Source organism: Mesorhizobium sp. L48C026A00, assembly GCF_000502375.1.
Taxonomy (GTDB): domain Bacteria; phylum Pseudomonadota; class Alphaproteobacteria; order Rhizobiales; family Rhizobiaceae; genus Mesorhizobium; species Mesorhizobium muleiense.
Genome location: NZ_AYWU01000001.1, coordinates 107063 through 126411, shown reverse-complemented (window position 1 = coordinate 126411; position 19349 = coordinate 107063). Strand labels below are relative to the sequence as shown.

18 protein-coding genes and 3 pseudogenes are annotated in these 19349 nt (G+C 63.4%); 10 read left to right on the top strand and 11 right to left on the bottom strand.

Annotated features, from left to right (window positions below; translation table 11 throughout):
• Positions 1-82 precede the first annotated feature (82 nt).
• The 5 genes and pseudogenes from X738_RS46150 to X738_RS88275 all read right to left on the bottom strand — a co-directional run.
• Positions 83-1504 (bottom strand): glutamine synthetase family protein, encoded by a 1422-nt coding sequence (locus X738_RS46150; protein ID WP_051407679.1) that lies wholly within the window; start codon positions 1502-1504, stop codon positions 83-85.
• Between the two features lie 13 nt (positions 1505-1517).
• Positions 1518-2900, bottom strand: a complete 1383-nt coding sequence (locus X738_RS46145) for an aspartate aminotransferase family protein (RefSeq protein WP_023796818.1) — start codon at positions 2898-2900, stop codon at positions 1518-1520.
• Between the two features lie 126 nt (positions 2901-3026).
• Complete coding sequence (locus X738_RS46140) at positions 3027-4001, bottom strand: WD40 repeat domain-containing protein (RefSeq protein ID WP_023796817.1); 975 nt, start codon at positions 3999-4001, stop codon at positions 3027-3029.
• Positions 4002-4263: 262 nt separating this feature from the next.
• A pseudogene (locus X738_RS88280) lies at positions 4264-4992 on the bottom strand (CobW family GTP-binding protein); the annotation flags it as partial.
• A gap of 14 nt (positions 4993-5006) precedes the next feature.
• Positions 5007-5468, bottom strand: a pseudogene (locus X738_RS88275) (CobW family GTP-binding protein); the annotation flags it as partial.
• A gap of 197 nt (positions 5469-5665) precedes the next feature.
• Between X738_RS88275 and X738_RS46135 the strand changes: the two are divergent.
• Positions 5666-6397: an intradiol ring-cleavage dioxygenase gene (locus X738_RS46135; RefSeq protein WP_023796816.1), complete on the top strand. Its 732-nt coding sequence runs from the start codon at positions 5666-5668 to the stop codon at positions 6395-6397.
• Between the two features lie 220 nt (positions 6398-6617).
• A complete protein-coding gene (locus tag X738_RS46130; RefSeq protein ID WP_023796815.1) occupies positions 6618-7088 on the top strand; it encodes a MarR family winged helix-turn-helix transcriptional regulator in 471 nt (156 codons plus the stop codon).
• Positions 7089-7104: 16 nt separating this feature from the next.
• Here X738_RS46130 and X738_RS46125 read toward each other — a convergent pair whose 3' ends face one another.
• Positions 7105-7983, bottom strand: a complete 879-nt coding sequence (locus X738_RS46125; protein WP_023796814.1) for an AraC family transcriptional regulator — start codon at positions 7981-7983, stop codon at positions 7105-7107.
• 35 nt (positions 7984-8018) lie between these two features.
• Between X738_RS46125 and X738_RS46120 the strand changes: the two genes are divergently transcribed.
• The 5 genes and pseudogenes from X738_RS46120 to X738_RS0140325 all read left to right on the top strand — a co-directional run bounded on the left by X738_RS46120 (position 8019) and on the right by X738_RS0140325 (position 11188).
• Positions 8019-8426, top strand: a complete 408-nt coding sequence (locus tag X738_RS46120) for a DUF2000 family protein (protein WP_023796813.1) — start codon at positions 8019-8021, stop codon at positions 8424-8426.
• Between the two features lie 48 nt (positions 8427-8474).
• Positions 8475-8585, top strand: a pseudogene (locus X738_RS86730) (EamA/RhaT family transporter); the annotation flags it as partial.
• A 122-nt stretch (positions 8586-8707) separates the two neighbouring features.
• On the top strand, positions 8708-9730 hold the full coding sequence (locus X738_RS46115; protein WP_023796812.1) for a LacI family DNA-binding transcriptional regulator: 1023 nt from the start codon (positions 8708-8710) through the stop codon (positions 9728-9730).
• On the top strand, positions 9727-10710 hold the full coding sequence (locus tag X738_RS46110; RefSeq protein WP_023796811.1) for a 2-hydroxyacid dehydrogenase: 984 nt from the start codon (positions 9727-9729) through the stop codon (positions 10708-10710). The genes X738_RS46115 and X738_RS46110 overlap by 4 nt, the downstream gene beginning before the upstream one ends.
• A gap of 82 nt (positions 10711-10792) precedes the next feature.
• Positions 10793-11188: a hypothetical protein gene (locus X738_RS0140325; RefSeq protein ID WP_031254017.1), complete on the top strand. Its 396-nt coding sequence runs from the start codon at positions 10793-10795 to the stop codon at positions 11186-11188.
• Positions 11189-11205: 17 nt separating this feature from the next.
• Here the strand turns inward: X738_RS0140325 and X738_RS46105 are convergent, their stop codons facing one another.
• The gene (locus tag X738_RS46105) at positions 11206-11979 is read right to left on the bottom strand and encodes a gamma-glutamyl-gamma-aminobutyrate hydrolase family protein (RefSeq protein WP_023796810.1); all 774 of its coding nucleotides are present in this window, start codon (positions 11977-11979) and stop codon (positions 11206-11208) included.
• A gap of 290 nt (positions 11980-12269) precedes the next feature.
• Here X738_RS46105 and X738_RS46100 point away from each other — a divergent pair, with 290 nt between their 5' ends.
• On the top strand, positions 12270-13379 hold the full coding sequence (locus tag X738_RS46100) for a TRAP transporter substrate-binding protein (protein WP_023796809.1): 1110 nt from the start codon (positions 12270-12272) through the stop codon (positions 13377-13379).
• A 61-nt stretch (positions 13380-13440) separates the two neighbouring features.
• Here the strand turns inward: X738_RS46100 and X738_RS46095 are convergent, their stop codons facing one another.
• From X738_RS46095 to X738_RS46080, 4 genes are all read right to left on the bottom strand, one after another.
• Entirely contained in the window at positions 13441-14463 is a 1023-nt protein-coding gene (locus X738_RS46095; protein WP_023796808.1) for a zinc-dependent alcohol dehydrogenase family protein, read from the bottom strand.
• A gap of 19 nt (positions 14464-14482) precedes the next feature.
• On the bottom strand, positions 14483-16255 hold the full coding sequence (locus X738_RS46090; protein ID WP_023796807.1) for a TRAP transporter large permease: 1773 nt from the start codon (positions 16253-16255) through the stop codon (positions 14483-14485).
• Positions 16252-16836, bottom strand: coding sequence for a TRAP transporter small permease subunit (locus tag X738_RS46085; protein ID WP_023796806.1), 585 nt, complete (start codon positions 16834-16836; stop codon positions 16252-16254). The genes X738_RS46090 and X738_RS46085 overlap by 4 nt, the downstream gene beginning before the upstream one ends.
• 273 nt (positions 16837-17109) lie before the next feature.
• Positions 17110-18015, bottom strand: coding sequence for a branched-chain amino acid ABC transporter permease (locus X738_RS46080; RefSeq protein ID WP_023796805.1), 906 nt, complete (start codon positions 18013-18015; stop codon positions 17110-17112).
• A gap of 100 nt (positions 18016-18115) precedes the next feature.
• Between X738_RS46080 and X738_RS46075 the strand changes: the two genes are divergently transcribed.
• A complete protein-coding gene (locus X738_RS46075) occupies positions 18116-18724 on the top strand; it encodes a CGNR zinc finger domain-containing protein (RefSeq protein WP_023796804.1) in 609 nt (202 codons plus the stop codon).
• Entirely contained in the window at positions 18717-19256 is a 540-nt protein-coding gene (locus X738_RS46070; RefSeq protein WP_023796803.1) for a hypothetical protein, read from the top strand. Before X738_RS46075 ends, X738_RS46070 begins: the two co-directional genes overlap by 8 nt.
• Positions 19257-19349 lie beyond the last annotated feature (93 nt).

Sequence of the window (19349 nt, the reverse complement as noted above, 5' to 3'; positions counted from 1 at the left end):
GGAATGAGCGAAGCCCCAGAAAGGTTCCTTCAAATAGCCGGGACCCGGCTTTCGCTGGGCGAATGACCGGCGATGCGATGCCTCACACCTCGTGCAGATAGAGATGATAATCCAGTTCGCTGACCGTGCGCGCCACCCGCAGATATTCGGATTGCTTGATCGCCACGAATGTTCGGTGCAGGTCTTCCCCCAGCGCCCCTTTGAGGAATGTCGAGGCCCTTGCCGCCTCGATCGCGGCGCGCCAGTCCACCGGCATGGTGGTGCGCGTGATTGCTGATTCGTAGCCATTGCCGGTGGTTTCGGGGCCTGGATCGAGGCCCTCATCGAGACCCTTGACGATGCCGGCCAGCACGGTTGCCGCCACCAGATAGGGGTTGGCGTCGACGCCCGACGGCCGGTGCTCGATGCGCCGGTTTTTCGCGTCGCCAGCCGGCACGCGCAATGCCACCGAGCGGTTGTTGACGCCCCAGGTCGGCGCCACCGGCGCATAGGATTGCGAAACGAAACGCCGCCATGAATTGGCGTGCGGTGCAAACACCAGCATCGATTCGGCCATGGTCTGGATGAGGCCGCCCAGTCCGCGCAGCAGCGGCAAGGACCAGGTCTCGCCGCTGGCTTCGGCAAAGACGTTGTTGCCGGCCTTGTCCTGCAGCGAGACATGGAAATGCATGCCGGAGCCGGCGTATTTCTCGATCGGCTTGGCCATGAAGCAGGCAGTGACGCCGTGGCGGCGCGCCTGCGCCCGCACCAGCCGCTTCAGCATGACGAGGTCGTCGGCGGCCCGCATCACGTCCTTGCGATAGTTAAGCGTCAGTTCGTACTGGCCGGGCGCATATTCGGAAATGACCGTCTCGGCCGGGATGCCTTGCACCCTGGCCGCGGCATAGATATCGGAAAACAGCGGCTCCATGCCGTGCAGATGGTCGACGGAATAGACCTCTGTCTTGGCCGAGCGGCGGCCGTCGAGCACCGCGTGCGCCGGCTGCACCTTGCCGTCGGCGTCGCGCTCGTTGGCAAGCAGGAAGAATTCGAGCTCGAAGGCGCCGGCCGGATGCAGGCCCTTGGCCGCCAGTATCTCCACCTGACGGCCCAACGCCAGGCGCGGGTCGGAGGACATCGGCTGGCCATCGAGATGGTACATCGCCATCAGCACCTGGCCGCGCGGCGGCTGTGTGCCGAACAGCGGCACCAGCGTGCCGGGGATCGGCCATGCCCGCAGGTCGCCGTCGCCCGTCGTCCAGATCAGTCCGGTCTCGTGCACGTCCTCGCCGGTGATGTCGAGGCCGAGGATCGAGATCGGCATATGCCTGCCGCCCTCGAAGATGCTCATCAACTCGTGCCGGCGCACGATCTTGCCACGCCCGACGCCATTGGCATCGGTCAGCACGATGTCGAACGCTTCGATCTCGGGATGGGCGTCGAGAAAGGTATGCGCCTCGGCGGGCGTTGAGCCCGAAGGGGAGGCGATGATGGCGTTCAAAGTTTGCTTGTGCGCTTCTCTCATGTGCAAGCTTGTCTCATGCCGCGAGCCTTGCCGCAACCGCGCCGAAGGCGGTGATCAGGCGGTTCACTTGGGCAGCGCTGGTCGCCGGCGAGATCAGCATCATGTTGTGGAACGGCGCGATCAGCACGCCGCGATTGACCAGCGCGACATGGACAGCCGCTTCGAGCGCCGGTGCGTGCGCTGCTTCCGCCTCGCCGCCATTCCTCAGCGGGCCGGGTGCGCAGATGAACTCGACGCGGGCGCCGACTCGGGCAACATGCCAAGGCAGGCGGTAACGGTCGATGACGGCGGTCAGCCCGGCGTCGAGCCGCCGCGCCAGATGGTCCATATGGCTATAGTTCTCGTCGGTCATCACCTCTTCGAGCGTGGCGCGCATCGCTGCGAACTGCAGCGGATTGGCCGAGAGCGTCGTGCCCATGCCGGAACAGCCTGGTTCCTTGGTCCTGACATAGTCGGCATAGCGGGTGGCGACGCCATCGCTCATGCCCCAGACGCTGGCTGGAACGCCGCCGGCGATTGGCTTGCCAAGCACGAACAGGTCCGGCTCCAGGCCGTGTTTCCTGGTGTAGCCGCCGGGACGGGTCGAGATCGTGTGCGTCTCGTCGATCAGAAGCAGGGTGCCAGCGGCGCGGGTGAGACGCCGCAGCGCGTTGTGGAAGCCGGGATCGGGCAGCACCATGCAGGAATTGGTCAGCACCGGCTCGGTGACGACACAGGCGATTTGCTGGTCCCGGAGTGCTGTCTCAAGCGCCGGCACATCGTTGAACTCGACGACATGGGTCGCCCCGGTCAGGTCGCGGAATTCGCCGGCCAGTCCTGGCCGGTTGGCCGGTCTGCCGTCGACCAGGCGCACCATCGTCTCGTCGACCGAGCCGTGATAGCAGCCGTTGAAGACCAGGATCTTGCCCCGGCCGGTGATGGCGCGGGCGACGCGCAGCGCGAAGCGGTTGGCATCGGTCGCCGTTGTCGCAATCTGCCAGAACGGCAGGCCGAAGTGCTGTTGCAGCAGCGGGCCGATGGCGAATGCATCTTCCGAAGGCAGCATGTAGGTCAGGCCGCGTCCGGCCTGCCTACGGATGGCGTGGGCGACCGGCGGCGGCGAGTGGCCGAACATCGAGCCGGTGTCGCCGAGGCAGAAATCATCGAGCCGATTGCCGTCGATGTCAGTGATAGTGGCGCCTCTGGCGCTGTCGACCATTATCGCGAACGGCGTCGGCCAGTCGTTCATCCAGTGCATCGGCACGCCGCCGAAGAAACCCGGCAGGCCGTTGCCGACCTTGGCTGCCGATTTCGGCCTTCCCGTGCGGAAGGCTTCGGCCTCGGTCTCGCGCAGATCCGCGATGCGAGCAGTGCTGATGCCACCGATCGCCATCTTTGAATGGTCGATTGTATGCATGAATGCCCCCTCATGCGTCACTCTAGCCAATCGGCGGCCGGAACCGCAATTGGCCGCGCGGTTCAGTGACAGAGGGCAATAGGGGAATGTGTTCCTACTCCCTTACTGCCCTACTCCCCTACGGCCCTAGGCCGAAATATCGATGACGCCGCAGTCGCCGGCGGCGCTGCCGAAGGCGACGCGGCGTTCCTCCTTGTCCCACATCATCGAGGTAATGGCGCCCTTGCCCGGTCGGCGCAGAAGCACCTCCTTGGCGTCCGCGAAACGCACCGCCATCACCATGCCGTCGTCATAGCCGACGGCGACGACATCCTGGCTCGGATGGCAGGCGACCGAGGTCACCATGGCGTTGCCGCGCGTGCCGAGTTCCAGCGGCGCCTTGCCCATCGGCCCGTCCTTGCCCGAAAACGGCCAGACGATCGCCGCCGGGGCTCCGGAACTGGCCAGCCATTTTCCCTTGGCGCTCCACGACAGGCTTTTAACTTTGCCGGGATAGCCGCTCATCCGCATGTGCTTGCCATCGGCGAGCTTCCAGCCATGCAGCGCGTTCTCCTGCATGGTGGTGACGAGGAAGGCGCCATCCGGCGAGAAGGTGATGCCGGTATGGGCGCCGGCCCATTCCAGCTCGACCGGCTTGCCGTTCGCCGCCGGGAAATGCAGCGTCGCGCCATTGTAGCGGGCGAGGCCGAAGCGCATCCCCTTGGGCGAGAACGCCAGCCCCTCGACCGAACGCGGATGCAGGAATTCCTTGGTCTTGCCGTCGGAGAAACGCACGAAGGCGATCTTGCCCGAGGCATAGGCGACAGCGCCTTGTGGTCCGGCGGCGACGCTGGTGATCCATTTCTTCCCGGCGCTTGCCAATTCTGCCGCATTGCCGCCGGCGGTAACGGAAAAAATCTTGCCGTCCTCGCCGCCGGTGATCAGCCTGTCGTTGGCCGCATCGTGGAAGGCGGCGAGAAGCCCGTCATTGGCCAGCGCCGTCTTGTGGCCATGGTCCAGCCGATGGATCGTGCCGTCGGCCAGCGCGAAATGCGGCACGTCGCCAAGGAAGACGGCGGCGATGCAATGTCCCTGGAGATCAAGCGGGGCGACTGTCGGCATGGGAGATTCCATTCGAGATTTCGGCTGGTGGTCTACCCGCGCGGGAGCGGCCAGCGCCGGTATGTGCAGCTCTCCCTCTCCCCTTGTGGGAGAAGGTGGATTGGCGCGCAGCGCCAAGACGGTTGAGGGGTGCTGNGGAGGAAACCGGAATGACGTCGCGATCCGTCCAACACCCCTCATCCGACCGAGCTTCGCTCGGCCACCCTCTCCCACAAGGGGAGAAGGAGAGAAGCGGCAGCGCTAGCGTTATAAGGCCTAGAAATCAAGCCGCCTGGCAGGCATCAAAACTCTTCTTCAGCCGCTCGGCGTCGAGCTCGCGGCCGATGAACACCAGCCGGCTCTCGTGCTTCTCGCCGTCCTTCCAGGCGCGCTGATGGTCGCCCTCGATGATCATGTGCACGCCCTGGATGACGTAGCGCTCGTCATCGCCTTTAAGCGCGATGATCCCTTTCAGGCGCAGGATGTTCGGGCCTTCCATCTGGGTGATCTTCTCGATCCACGGGAAGAATTTTTTCGGGTCCATCTCGCCGCCCCGCAACGACACCGACTGCACCGTCACGTCATGGATATCGGACGGGTGCGCGTGATCATGGTGATGATGCCCGTCATGATCGTGATGATCATGGTCATGGTCATGGCCATGGTCATGATGGTCGTGGTCGTCACGCGCCTCGAGGAAGTGCGGATCGTTCTCCAGCGCGCGGGAAAGGTCGAAGGCGCCGCGGTCGAGCACCTCGGACAGCGCCACGCCGGCGCGCGTGGTGCGATGGATCCGGGCCGCCGGGTTGATCGCGCGGATCGTCGCCTCGACCTTGCTCAGTTCGTCCGGCGTGACGAGATCGGTCTTGTTGAGCACGACGACATCGGCAAAGGCGATCTGGTCCTCGGCTTCGCGGGAATCCTTCAGCCGCAACGGCAGGGGCTTGGCGTCGACCAGCGCCACCACCGCGTCGAGCCTGGTCTTGGAGCGCACGTCGTCGTCCATGAAGAAGNGAGCACGACGACATCGGCAAAGGCGATCTGGTCCTCGGCTTCGCGGGAATCCTTCAGCCGCAACGGCAGGTGCTTGGCGTCGACCAGCGCCACCACCGCGTCGAGCCTGGTCTTGGAGCGCACGTCGTCGTCCATGAAGAAGGTCTGCGCCACCGGCACCGGATCGGCGAGGCCGGTCGTCTCGATCACGATGGCGTCGAAGCGGCCTGGCCGGCGCATCAGGCCCTCGACGACGCGGATCAGGTCGCCGCGCACCGTGCAGCAGACGCAACCATTGTTCATCTCGTAGATTTCCTCGTCGGATTCCACGATCAACTCGTTGTCGATGCCGATCTCACCGAACTCATTGACGATGACGGCGTAGCGCTTGCCGTGGCTTTCCGAAAGGATGCGGTTTAGCAGCGTCGTTTTGCCGGCGCCAAGATAGCCGGTGAGAACGGTTACGGGGATTTGTATCGTCTGTGCATCGCTCATGTTGGGCCTCGAAAAGGATTGTTGGCTCCATATAGGATGCACGCCGTGCTTTTGCACGTGGCAACCGATGGGCCAAACAGTTCGCCAACATTGCCGGGTTTTCCCAACATTGCTGGGTTTTCATTGGCGTTGGCTGGCCTCACTGACTAGATAAGACCAAGCCAGCTTGCTCGACAGAAACCAAAAAGAGGCGCCGGATGTCCGACAAACCGTCCTCCTTGCCGTTGAGCCGGCGCCAGGCGCTTGGCCTCATTGCCGTTAGCGCGGGCGGCGGTGTCTTTCTGACGGGCATCGCGCTGGCGCAGCAGGCCTCGCCCTATGCCGGGCTTGCCCTGTTCGATAGCGGCGCCGGCGTCTGCGCGATCACACCGGAAGCGACCGAGGGGCCGTTCTATTTTGACCCGAAGCTCGAACGCGCCGATATCACCGAAGGCAAAGCGGGCATTGCCCTCAATCTGCGGCTGCAGGTCATCGACGCAGGCTGCCGGCCGCTTGCCGGCGCGCGGGTCGATATCTGGCATTGCGACGCGCAAGGCCATTATTCAGGCTATCCGGGACAAGGCGACGGCCAGGATGTCGATACGTCAGGCCAGAGTTTTCTGCGCGGTTGGCAAAAGACCGATGACAGCGGTATCGTCTCGTTCGCCACCATCTATCCCGGCTGGTATCGCGGCCGCACCACCCACATCCATTTCAAAGTCTTCCCCAACGACAATTCGGTGATGACCGGCCAGCTGTTTTTCCCAGACGGCCTGAGCGAACAGATATTCACCACTGTCGCGCCCTATACCGACCGGTCCGGCAAGCGGGATACGTCGAACGCCAGGGACGGTATCGCGCGGCGCGCCGGGCCGCTTTCGCAGGCGGCGCTGCGCGAGGTGGCGGACGCCTACCAGGCCTTGATGATCGTCGCGGTGAGGGCTGATTGAGTCCCGCACCGGGTGTGTGGCGTTCCTGCCCAACGCGACCACCTGCGCTGAAAAGTCGTTTGTCATCTAACTGAAATAAACATCTGGCATTAGCCACGGCGGACACCGCATTGCTTGCCGGCAAAGCTGTTTTGCAAAGCCGGATCTTTTTGATCGTCCATTGCCAACCGGGCGGCTGCCTCTATGCTGTCCACACCGGTTCGGCCGAAGAGGGATAGCCATGGCCAAGGCGGACAAGACTGCGACAATGAGCCGGCTGCATTCGGCGGCGCGGCTGGCGCGTACGGCACTCGCCGCGCGGCTTTTGGCGCACGGCTTCTATGCCGGCCAGGACCAGATCATGCTGGCGCTCGACCGTGAGGACGGGCAGACGCCCGGCAATCTTGCCGGTCGCCTCGGTGTTCGCCCGCCGACCATCACCAAGACCATCAACCGGCTGCAGGCGCAGGGCTTTCTGGAAAAGCGCGCTTCTTCCGCCGATGCCCGCCAGGCCCATATCTTTCTGACTGATACTGGCCGCGAAATCATTCACGCCATCGAGAAATCGGTGAAGAAGACCGAGAAGCAGGCGCTGAAGGGGCTCGATAAAAAGGACCAGAAGGCGCTGTTCAAGCTGCTCGCCCGCGTCGAGGCGAACCTCTCGAACGGAGAGATGGTTCTCGTCGATGACGAGATCGACGCCGACGAATGATCCGCGGCTGACGCCATCAGGCAGCGGCTGCTGACAATCCATGCACCAATGCCGACCAGCGGCCCGGCGTGACACCGAACGCCTTCTTGAAGTGCCTGCTGAAATGACTTTGGTCGTTGAAACCGGCCGCTATTGCGATCTGCGCCAATGACTCGCTCGCCTCGATCATGCGGCGTGCTCGCTGAAGCCGGCGCATCAAGAGAAAGCGGTGCGGACTGGTGGAGAAAGCGGCACGGAAATGCCGCGACAGGGCACAGCGATCGAGCCCGGTGATCGCTTCCAGCTCCTCGGAACGGACGGTACGGAAAACATTTTCTTCCAGATAGTCGCGTGCCAGGCTGACAGCCCGCCACGCTGTCCTTGGGATCGGTTTCGCCGGCAGGCCTGAATGCCGTGCCAGGCTTTGCATCAATTGCGCAACGAAGTCGGCGACAAACAGATCGTCCAGCTTCTGGTCCAACGGCCCCAGCGCCGAAAGCAGCCGCGTGCGGAAAACAGGATCCGTCACCACGGCATTCCTGACGAAAGGCAGCGATGCGCCTGTTTGATCGAGGCAGTCCAGCACGATGGACGGCTCCAGATAAAGCATCCTGTAACGCAAACCGTCTTCAGTGCCGGCGCCGCCATCGTGCAATTCGTCCGGATGGAGCACGATAATCTGGCCGGGCAGGCTGTGATGCGTGGCGCCGCGATACCGGAAAGTCTGGACGCCATGCAGCGTCACGCCGATGGCGTAGGTATCGTGACGATGGAGATCGAACGCGCTGCCGTGGAACCGGGCCTCGATACGCTCCATTCCGACGCAATCGGGCGCCGAGATGACGCAGTTCTCAGCCGCGTCAACGCACAAACGTCCAAGACCCTGAAAGGCCTCGCCATCTAGACCGTGTGACATCGCTTCATTCACAAACCTCGAATGGCAAATGTCTCATGTTCGACACGAAATTTGCAATCGTGCTGCAGGATAACCTTCCCGTCTGGCAAAAGCTCAACGTAACCGCGTTCCTGACCAGCGGTATCGTCGCGCAGTATAGCGACATCATCGGCGAACCCTATCGCGACCGCGCCGGCAATATCTATAATCCGCTCTCGATCCAGCCGATCATCGTGCTTTCGGCCGAACGCTCGACGCTCACTGCGATCCACCGGCGGGCGCTGGAGCGCGGTGTGACGACCTCGCTCTACGTCGACGAAATGTTTTCGACCGGCCACGACGCGGCGAACCGCGCCGTCTTTGCCGAATTCGCACCCGACGATGCCAAGGTCGTCGGAATCGCGCTGCACGCCGAAAAGAAGCTTGTCGACAAGATCACCAAAGGTGCCCGCATGCATCCCTGATGCATATCGACACTGGTTCATCCTGTTGACGCTCGGTGTCCTAGGTGCTCGGTCATCGTCGCCAGCGGCTTTTATATCATTCATCGCGAGCACCGGCTTCGCGTGCGCAACCGCGCTGCCCTCGACGTCGAGGTGGATGCGCTGGCAAAAAAACTTTGATTTGTTTCGGAAGGGTGGCATAAGGCCGCGTTTAAACTGTTTAGACCATGATCCCGAAAACGGGCATCCGGTTTCGCTGGAGATCATGGATCAGCTCTGGATCGTCGGGGGAGCGCAAGGCGCTGGCACAGAAGATCAAGCTTTCGACGATCGCGGATGCGCTCGGTGTGTCCACGGCCACGGTCTCGCTGGCCCTGCGCGACAGCCCGCTGGTTGCTGGAAACACCCGCGATCGCATCAAGGAACATGCCCGCGCCATCGGCTATATCTACAATCGCCGCGCCGCCAGCCTGCGCACCTCGCGTTCGGGCATCGTCGGCGTCGTCGTCCACGACATCATGAATCCTTTCTTCGCCGAGATCCTGCGCTCGATCGAAAGCGAGCTCGACCGCAGCCGGCAGACCTTCATCCTGTCGAACCATTACGACCAGCTCGAAAAGCAGCGCACCTTCATCGACACGCTGCTGCAGCTTGGCGCCGACGGCGTCATCATGTCGCCGGCCATCGGCACGCCGCCCGAAGACATCTTCATGGCCGAGGAAAACGGCCTGCCGGCGGTGCTGATCGCACGCACCGTCGAAGGCGCTGACGTGCCGGTGTTTCGTGGCGACGATGCCTATGGCACCGGGCTAGCCACCAACCATCTGATCTCGCTCGGCCATAAACGCATCGCCATGATCGGCGGCACCGACCAGACCTCGACCGGCCGCGACCGCTACCAAGGCTATCTCAACGCCATGGAGGCGGCAGGGCTGGAGGTCAGGCCGTCCTGGCGCATTCCCGGCCCGCGCACCAAACAGGCTGGCTTCGAGGCCGCCGGGCAGTTCCTGGCGCTGAAGGACAAGCCGACCGCGGCCTGCTGCTGGAACGACCTCGTCGCCATCGGCCTGATGAACGGCATTGCACGCGCCGGACTCGTGCCGGGCATTGACATATCCGTGACCGGCTACGACGATCTCGAGGAAGCAGCGATCGCGACGCCGGCGCTGACCACCGTGTGGAATGGCCAGCGTGAAGTTGGCCGCCGCGCCGCCAGCGCGCTGCTCGACAAGCTCAATGGGCAGATGGTGCGACCGTCGCAGGAACTGATCAAGCCGGAACTGCATGTGCGCCAGTCGACCGGCAAACCAGTGGAACGTGCATGACAAAAGCCGAACAGCAGCAAGCAGTCGCCATTCTGGTGCCGGGCCAATTCAACGACCACGCGGTCGGCCGCATCGACCGGACGTTCAGCCGTGCCTGGATCGAACGGCCTGATGCGTCGCTGGTCACCGACGAGATGCGCCGGACGGTGCGCGGCATTGCCGCCTTTGGCGGGATCAACGCAGCCCTCATCGACGCGCTGCCGAATCTCGAGATCGTCGCCAATTTCGGCGTCGGCTATGATTCGGTCGATGCCCGTCACGCAGCGCAGCGCGGCGTCATGGTCACCAACACGCCGGATGTGCTGACCGAGGAGGTCGCCGATACGGCGATCGGGCTTTTGATCAACACCGTCCGCGAGCTGCCGCGCGCCGAGACCTGGCTGCGCGACGGCAGTTGGGTACGCAATGGCAACTATCCGCTAAGCCGGCTGACCTTGCGCGGCCGTCGTGTCGGTATTTTCGGCATGGGCCGCATCGGTCTCGCCATTGCGCGCCGGCTGGAGGCCTTTGGGCTGCCGATCGCCTACCATAACCGGCGCCAGGTCGAAGGCTTGCCCTACGAATACCACGGCACGCTGAAAGGCCTTGCCGAGGCGGTCGATACGCTGATCTCGGTGGCGCCCGGCGGCGCCTCGACGGAAAAGGCGGTCAACGCCGAGATCCTGTCGGCGCTCGGCCCGAATGGCGTCTTCGTCAACATCGGTCGCGGCAGCACGGTCGACGAGGCAGCTCTTGCCGCGGCGCTTGCCGGCGGCACCATCGCCGCTGCCGGGCTCGACGTCTTCGCTGACGAGCCGAACGTGCCGCTGGCGCTGCTCGCCGCCCCCAACACTTCACTTTTGCCGCATGTCGGCTCGGCTTCGGAACATACCCGCCGCGCCATGGCCGATCTGTGCGTCGACAATCTGATTTCCTGGTTTTCGAAGGGGAGGGCGTTGACGCCGGTGCCGGAAACGGAAAAGCTCAAGGCGCGCAGCTGAGCGGCACGCTTTCCTATTTGTTAACCACGGTTTAACGCTTTGAAATCATCTTTATCTATCGCCAAACACCCGGAGAACGCAGATGAAAGCACTTGCTGCATTGATAGCGGTGGTCGCGCTGTTCGGCAGCGTTCAGCTGTTTCACAGTGGCGGAGGCGAAGGCCGCACAGCCGATGAGTCAGCGCAGTCGCCCGGCGACTACCGGCTGGTGGCCAATGGCGACGAAGCGTCCTGCGCGGTCAAGCGCGGCACTGAGGTTGCGCATGGCCTGTCGCTGTTGACGGTCACTGCGAATTGCCACCGTGTCTTGCCCGGCATCGAGCGCGCGAAATTCTGGCGTGAGCAGGATGACGGCACGGTCACCTTCAGCGCGAACGGCATCGACCCGATCGTCACTTTCGGCGTCGCCGACGGCGACGGTTATGAATCCTACGCACCAGCCCTGCCGCTGCTGTCGCTGGCGGCCGGCAGCGATTGACGTTGACGTCCGACGAACTATTCCGCGGCGGCCCACGCGCCGGATTTCGCCGCGGCGTGCAGGCGCACCGCGTCGCCGAAGGCGCGGAATATCCTTGCTGAGACGCTGTCCGACTTGACCCAGTATTCGGGATGCCACTGGACGCCGACGGCGAAAGCGCGGGCGTCGCGCACCGAAACCGCCTCGACCGTGCCGTCGCTGGCTACCGCCTCTATCTGCAGCTTCGGGCCGAGCCGGTCGATGGCCTGGCGGTGCACCGAATTGACCATGATGTCGCCTGCCCCGAACACGTCGGCGAGGCAGCTTCCGGGCTTGATCGAAATGGTCTGGCGGATGGCGAAGCGTTCGTCTTGATTGTCGCTCGCCGGTGCGCGATGATCCAGCGATCCCTCGCGCTCCTGGATTTCTGTGGCCAGCGTGCCGCCCAGCGCCACATTCATCTCCTGGATGCCGCGGCAGATGGCGAGCAGCGGCACGCCGCGCTCCACTGCCTTGCGGATCAGCGGCAGCGTCGTGGCGTCGCGGGCAGGATCGTAGGGGCCGTTGGCTTCGCTGGCATCGCCGCCATAGAGCGAGGGATGAACATTGGACTTCGAGCCAGTGATCATGACGCCGTCGACCGATGACAGGAGTTCATCGAAATCGAGCCGGTCGCCGAAGGACGGCACCAGCACCGGGAACACGCCGGCCGCCGAAAGCGCCGCCTCCAGATATTGCTGCGGAGCGGCATGCCAGGTGTAGTTGTCGAACTGGCGGACATCGGTCGATATGGCGACTAGCGGCTGCTGCATTTTTGATCCGGGTCCATTCAGTGCAAGGATATGTTCTGCCTTTTAAAATAGGCGATCCGACGGCGCTTTGCCATGACAAGTTCGGCATCTCGCATGAGCCACGGAAAGGGCGTTAGACTTAAGTTGCAGGAGGCGTGTTCGCGCCCGCGTATTTCGCGAAAACGCCGCCGGCAAAACCGGCTCCCATGGCTGGACTCGACTTCTTGCCCGTGTATTGTTTGCCGCGAAGCCGATCCGGGGCACAGAGCATCTCCCGAACGTCGGTCTGTTGATCCAATAGGGAGGACTTCATGGATCGTCGATCATTCATCCGCAAGGCCGGCGTCACCAGTGTCGGCGCTGCGGCGGCTACGGCGGCGCTTGCCGCGCCGGCTATCGCCCAAACCAACCCGAAAGTGACATGGCGCCTGGCGTCGTCCTTCCCGAAGTCTCTCGATACGATCTATGGCGGCGCCGAGGTCTTTTCCAGGATGCTCTCGGAGGCGACCGACGGCAACTTCCAGGTGCAGGTCTTCGCTGCCGGTGAACTGGTGCCCGGCCTGCAGGCCGCGGACGCCACCACCGCCGGCACCGTCGAGGCCTGCCATACGGTGGCATATTATTATTGGGGCAAGGACCCGACATGGGCGCTGGGTGCCGCGGTTCCGTTCTCGCTCAATGCGCGCGGCATCAATGCCTGGCATTATCATGGCGGCGGCATCGACCTGTTCAACGAGTTTCTCGCCACGCAGGGCCTTTTTGGCCTGCCTGGCGGCAATACGGGCGTGCAGATGGGCGGCTGGTTCCGCAAGGAGATCAACACCGTCGCCGACCTTTCGGGCCTCAAGATGCGCATCGGTGGCTTTGCCGGCAAAGTGGTGGAAAGGCTCGGCGTCGTGCCGCAGCAGATCGCCGGCGGCGACATCTATCCGGCGCTGGAAAAAGGCACCATCGACGCTGCCGAATGGGTCGGCCCTTATGACGATGAGAAGCTCGGCTTCTACAAGGTCGCGCCCAATTACTATTATCCCGGCTGGTGGGAAGGCGGGCCGACCGTCCATCTGATGTTCAACAAGGCGAAATACGAGGAGCTTTCGCCGGCCTACAAGGCGCTGGTGCGCACCGCCGCGCAGGCCGCCGACGCCAACATGCTGCAGAAATACGACTTTCTGAATCCGGCGGCCGTGAGGCGACTGGTGTCCGCGGGCGCCAAATTGCGCCCGTTCAGCCCGGAAATCCTGGCAGCTTGCTCCGAAAAGGCAAACGAGGTCTATGCCGAGATGGAAGCCTCGAACGCGCCGTTCAAGAAGATATGGGACTCGATCAAGGCGTTCCGCAAGGAGCACTATCTCTGGGCGCAGGTGGCCGAGTACAACTACGACACCTTCATGATGGTCCAGCAGCGCAGCGGCAAACTCTGACAACAGTTTCGGCGCCACGCGTTCTTCGGACGCGTGGCGCCGAAGCGATTCTATTTGCTGATCAGCCCGGTACCACCAGCACCTTGACCTCGCCTGGCGCAGGCGGATTGGCGATCACCGCAGCCGCATCCTCAAGCGTCACCTGCCGGGAGATGAGCTTGTCGATCTCGATCGCACCCGAGGCGATGAGATTGGCAGCCCGGCGATGCGTAAACGGATTGAGGAACGACCCCAGCACCCTCAATTCCCGGAACAACAGGTCGAAAGGCTCGAATTCGGCCTTCATGCCTTGAGGCATCACGCCGACGACGACAACCGTGCCACCGGCCCTGGCGAGCCGCATCGATTGCTCGACCGTGTCCCTTACGCCGGCACATTCGAACACCACATCGACACCACCCGGCAGGAGGCCCGACGGACCGACGACCGTGTCGATGATGTCGCAAGCGGTTGGATCGACCGTCGCTGTTGCGCCCAATTCTTCTGCAAGGGCACGCCGCGAGGCCTGGCGCGTCGACACGATGATTGTCGTCGCGCCGGCAAGCCTCGCCAGTTGCACGGTGAGCAGGCCGATCACGCCGCCGCCAAGCACGGCGACCGAGGAGCCGGGTCTGATCTGCGCCAGGTCCACGCCATGCAGGCAGCAGCCAAGCGGCTCGCAGAACGCGCCATGCGTCGGCCTCAGGTCTTTCGGGAGGAGGAAGGCCTGCTTGTGAGGCAGCACGACATATTCGGCGAAGCCACCGTCGCGGCGGATGCCGATGGCAACCAGATTATGGCACAGATTGATGCGACCGGCGTGGCAGTGCGGACAGTGCCCGCAGGCGATGTTGGGATCGCCGGTGACGCGATCGCCGACCGAAAAGCCGGACACGGCGGTTCCAATCGCCTCGACGATCCCGGAGAATTCATGTCCGAGCGTCACCGGCGGCGTACAGGGAAATTCGCCATGGGAAAGATGCCGGTCGGTGCCGCAGACGCCGCAGGCCTCGATCCGTACCAGGAGATCGTCCGGCCCGGCCACGGGCTTGTCGACCTCCCGAAGGGCGATGCTGCCGACGCCCTCCAGCCGCACCGCTTTCATGTCTGTAGAGCCTCCGGCGTCAATTGAAACTCGGTGGTTGGGACAGATTGGGCGCTGGCGCTGCCGGCTTGGCAGCCGGCGTTTCACCGAAATTCGGCGGCTGCGACAGATCCGGTGCAGGCGCAGTCGGCGCCGTGCCGCCATCCGCAGGCGGAACGCCGAGCGGCGACAGGCTCGGCGTTTCCGGCACCTGGTAGTCGATCGTGCCCGGGTCCGCTGCCGTGCCCTTGTAGTGCATCACCATTTGCGGGAAGGCGATGGTCAAGCCGATCATGATCACCTGGATGCAAACGAAGGGCACCGCCCCCCAATAGATCTGACCGGTGGTTACCGGCGCGATCTTTTTGCCGGTGAGGCGATCGAGATAGGGCACCCGGGCGGCGACCGAACGCAGGTAGAACAGCGCGAAGCCGAATGGCGGGTGCATGAAGCTGGTCTGCATGTTGACGCCGAGCAGCACGCCGAACCAGATCAGGTCGATTCCGAGCTTGTCGGCGGCCGGCGCCAAAAGCGGCACGATGATGAAGGCGAGCTCGAAGAAATCGAGGAAGAAGGCGAGCAGGAAGACGAGGATGTTGACGCCGATCAGGAAACCGATCTCGCCGCCCGGCAGCGATGTCAGGAGGTGTTCGACCCAGATATGGCCGTTGACACCGTAGAAAGTGAGCGAGAACACTCGCGCGCCGATCAGGATGAACAGCACGAAGGAGGATAGCCGCGTCGTCGACGCCAGCGCCTGCTTGATCACGTCCAGCGACAGCCGCCCCTTCATCGCTGCCATGATCAGCGCGCCGACAGCGCCCATGGCGCCGCCTTCGGTCGGCGTGGCGATGCCGAGGAAGATGGTGCCCAACACCAGGAAGATGAGCGCCAGTGGCGGGATCAGCACGATGATCACCTGCTGAGCCAGCCGCGACATCATGTTGATCTTCAGGCGCTGGTCGGCGATTGCCACGACATAGATGGAGATCACGCCGATGGTGGCGCCAAGGATGTCGGCGTTTTGGCCCTGCGAGGGCGCCAGATAGCGATAGGCCGCGTAGGAAACCACGATTGCCGCCAGCACCGCGACCAGCAGCGACAGGACACCGTGGCCGAGGGTGCGGGCCTCAAGTGGCAGCGCCGGCATCGAGTTCGGCCGAATGATCGACATGATCACGATATACATCATATAAAGGCCGGTCAGCACCATCCCCGGGATCAGCGCACCCGCATACATGTCGCCGACCGAGCGGCCGAGCTGGTCGGCCAGAACGATCAGCACCAGCGACGGCGGAATGATCTGGGCGAGCGTGCCCGACGCGGCGATGACGCCGGATGCCACACGGCGGTCATAGCCGTAGCGCAGCATGATCGGCAGCGAGATCAGGCCCATGGCGATGACGGAGGCAGCCACCACCCCCGTGGTTGCGGCAAGCAGCGCGCCGACGAAGATCACGGCATAGGCGAGGCCGCCGCGGATCGGCCCGAACAATTGGCCGATCGTATCGAGCAGGTCCTCGGCCATGCCCGATCGTTCGAGCACGATGCCCATGAAGGTGAAGAACGGGATGGCCAGCAGCGTGTCGTTCGACATTACCCGGCTGCCGTAGAAATTGTCCGGCAGCGCGTGCAGCAGCGGCCAGGCGAGATTGATCGATCCGCCCGAATAGGGTGACAGCACAACACCGATGAAGAAGAACAGCAGGCCGTTGGCGGCGAGTGAGAAGGCGACCGGGTAGCCGATCAGCAGGAAGATGACCAGCGAGGCGAACATGATCGGCGCCATGTTCTGGGCGATGAACTCGATCACGAGCGCACCTCTTCGGCAAGCGCCTTGGCTTCGAGTTCGGCCTGCTCATGCACCGATATGAACGGGGTGGGATCGTCCATGTCGCCGCGCATGATGGCGATCTTCTTGATGATCTCCGAGACGCCCTGCAGCGCGAGCAGGAAAAAGCCGGCCAGCAGGATCGCCTTCGCCGGCCAGATGATCAGCCCGCCCGAATTGTTCGACATTTCGCCGCTGCGAAACGACAGCGACACATAGGGAACGAAATAGATCACCATCAGCGTGACGAACGGCATCAGGAAAAAGAGGTGACCGAAGAGGTCGATCCAGTGCTGCACGCGGCGCGAGAACATGCCGTAGACGACGTCGATGCGGATATGGTCGTTCTGCTTGAGCGTGTAGGCGGCGGCCAGCATGAAGGCGGCGCCGAACAAATACCACTGCAGTTCCAGCCAGGCGTTCGACGACATGTCGAACGTCTTTCGGATGACCGCATTGGCGGCACTGACCAGGACTGCCAGCAGGATCAGCCACGACACCCATTTGCCGATGAACTCGTTCACACGGTCAATGGTTCTGGATAGAGTGAGAAGCCCTGCCATACATTCCTCCCTTTACGCATCGGCCCGAAAATCGGTGTCGATTTCGGAAAGCACGGTGCGTGACTCAAAGAATTACGGGCGCGCCGATTCCCGCTTGTTTTCTGCCGCTTCAATGTGGCCCAACGGTATGCCGTGCGTGGCCCGGCGGGTCAACAGAGGGCAGACCGAGTAAAACAATCTTGTGGGATGGGGAAGGGGCGAAACAGCCGCGGAAGGGATCATGCGCAAAAATCAAAGTGACGTCTGCAGCCAACGCTACCCAGGTTGGCGCAGTCAGACGATCTTGCTCTGGTCTCGCCCGGCGCCGATCAGCACCAGCATGGCGACGAGGAACAGATACATCCAGGCGTCGCGCCACTCGACCGGAAAATAGCCGGCCCACAGCGATTCGGCCATGCCGAAAGCGGCAGCGCCAAGTGCTGCCCGCAACGGCGAGAGATAGCCGCCCACCGCCGTCACGAACAGGATTTTCAGCCCGTAGACCAGGCCGGAGCCGAAGCTGATGTTGCCATAGTAGAGGCCGGCGAGGACACCGGCCAGCGCCGCGCAAAGGCCGCCGGCGAGCACCGCGTGCCGAAACACCGCGCGCACGTCGACGCCGCACATGGCGGCGGCTTTGGGGTCGTCGGACACGGCGCGCCAGCGCCGGCCGAAACTCGAGCGGGCGAACGCCCAGGAGGCGAGCACAATGGTTGCCACGACGATCCCGCAGTCGAGCAATTGGATAAGCGTCAGGGTGGCATTGAAGTTGGCCCCGTTCGCAAAAATGATGGGCTGGGCCAGCATTGGCGGCAGCCACAGATCATGCGTGTCAGCGGCGATGCGGCTTGCCTCCGACAGCAGCAGCAATATGCCCAGCGTCGTCACCACGATCGCATTGGGCGTGCGGTCGGCCAGCGGCTCGAAGATGCTGCGCGACAGGACATGGCTGATCAGCCCCGCATACAGGAACGCCGCGACAATACCGAGCGCGACGGCCGCGAACAGGGTCAGCCACAGGGCCTGATAGCCGAAGGCCGCGGTGAGGATCATCGTCTGTCCGCAAAAGGCGAACAGCGCCCCATAGGCGAGGTTCGTCCGGTGCAGGATGCCGTTGGTCAGCACATAGCCGAAGGCGAGCAGGGCATAGAGCGCGCCGGAATGCAGCCCGTTCAGCACCTGCTGGAAGAAATAGAGCATGCCAATGTCCTTGGATCGCGGAGAACCGCGTCCGTGCGGAGCAGATTTGCATCGGCAATCTAACTTGTCAAACGCAGCTTATCGGTTAGAAATGGCGCCCATGACGGTTTCCTGGACCCCGCACCGCTTCACTGGCGGCCTTCTTGCGCTCGACACGGCGAACACCGTCGTGCTGCGCGGCGATCCCCGGAAAACCTTCGACCGGTTCAAAGATCCGGCGGAGATCGCCCGTTTCGCCGACACGGCGAGCGTCTTTCGCGCCGCCGAGCTTGGCGGCAGGCGGCTCGAAGCGCCGTTCCCGGACAAGATCGCGCCGGTCGTGCTGGCGATCCGCGAGACGACCGACCGGCTGTTTCGTCGTGCGGTGTCGAAGGGCGCGGTCACTACAGGCGATCTACCGGGCTTCCTGAAGGCCTGCGCCGACGGTCTCGCGGACGGCCGCACCGAGATCGGTGCGCCGGGACGGCCGTTCGGCGAGCCGGCGACGCCCATCGCCTTCGAGGCGGCACTGGCGGTTTCCGCACTGTCGCTGCTGCACGCTGACACCGTCGCAAGGCTGAGGATCTGCCCCAATTGCAGTTGGTTGTTTCTCGACCGAAGCCGCAATTCCAGCCGTCGTTGGTGCGACATGGCGGTGTGCGGCAACCGCCAGAAGGCAAGTCGCCACTATCGCCGCCGAACGGCAGCCAGAGGGACCGCCAATGTCTAGGAAAATCTTGCGCCTGATCGTTGTCGGCGCCATGCTCGTGGCCGCGGCAACGCTCGGCGCCTGCCGCGATACCGGCAAGGACGGCGAAGGCAGATTGTTCGAGATTTCCGGCAGGCTGGTCGTCTTCAATTATCGCCTCGCAAGGGCAACCTTTGTCGTCACGCTGAGGCCGCTGCAGCCTATGGAGGAAGGACAGGTTGGGGTCGCCAGCTTCCAGAACCCAGCAGGCGGCGAGCCACTGATCGTCGAACAGAAAATCTGGCCGAAGCTCGGCAAGGTGTCGCTGGAGAGCCCGGCGCTTTCCTGCATCGTCAAGGACAAGCCCTATGCGATCTCGATCAGCATCAAGGATGCCAACGGTGCAATCCTCCAGAAGATCGACACCACGCTGATGTCGACGCAGGACCAATCGGTCCTGCCCGACCGGCCGCTGGTCATCGATCAGCTCTATACGCCCAATCCAGAGCTTCTCGGTCATCCGGACGGCAAGCTGCCGGGCGCGCCGAAGCCCGACTGTTCGAAGGCCGGCTGACGCAAACATCGCCGGTATCGGTCGCGGCCGGAATTTTCTTGGCGCTGACGGACCAATTGGCGCGCGTTTCATACAGAATCGGGCGTGGAACGG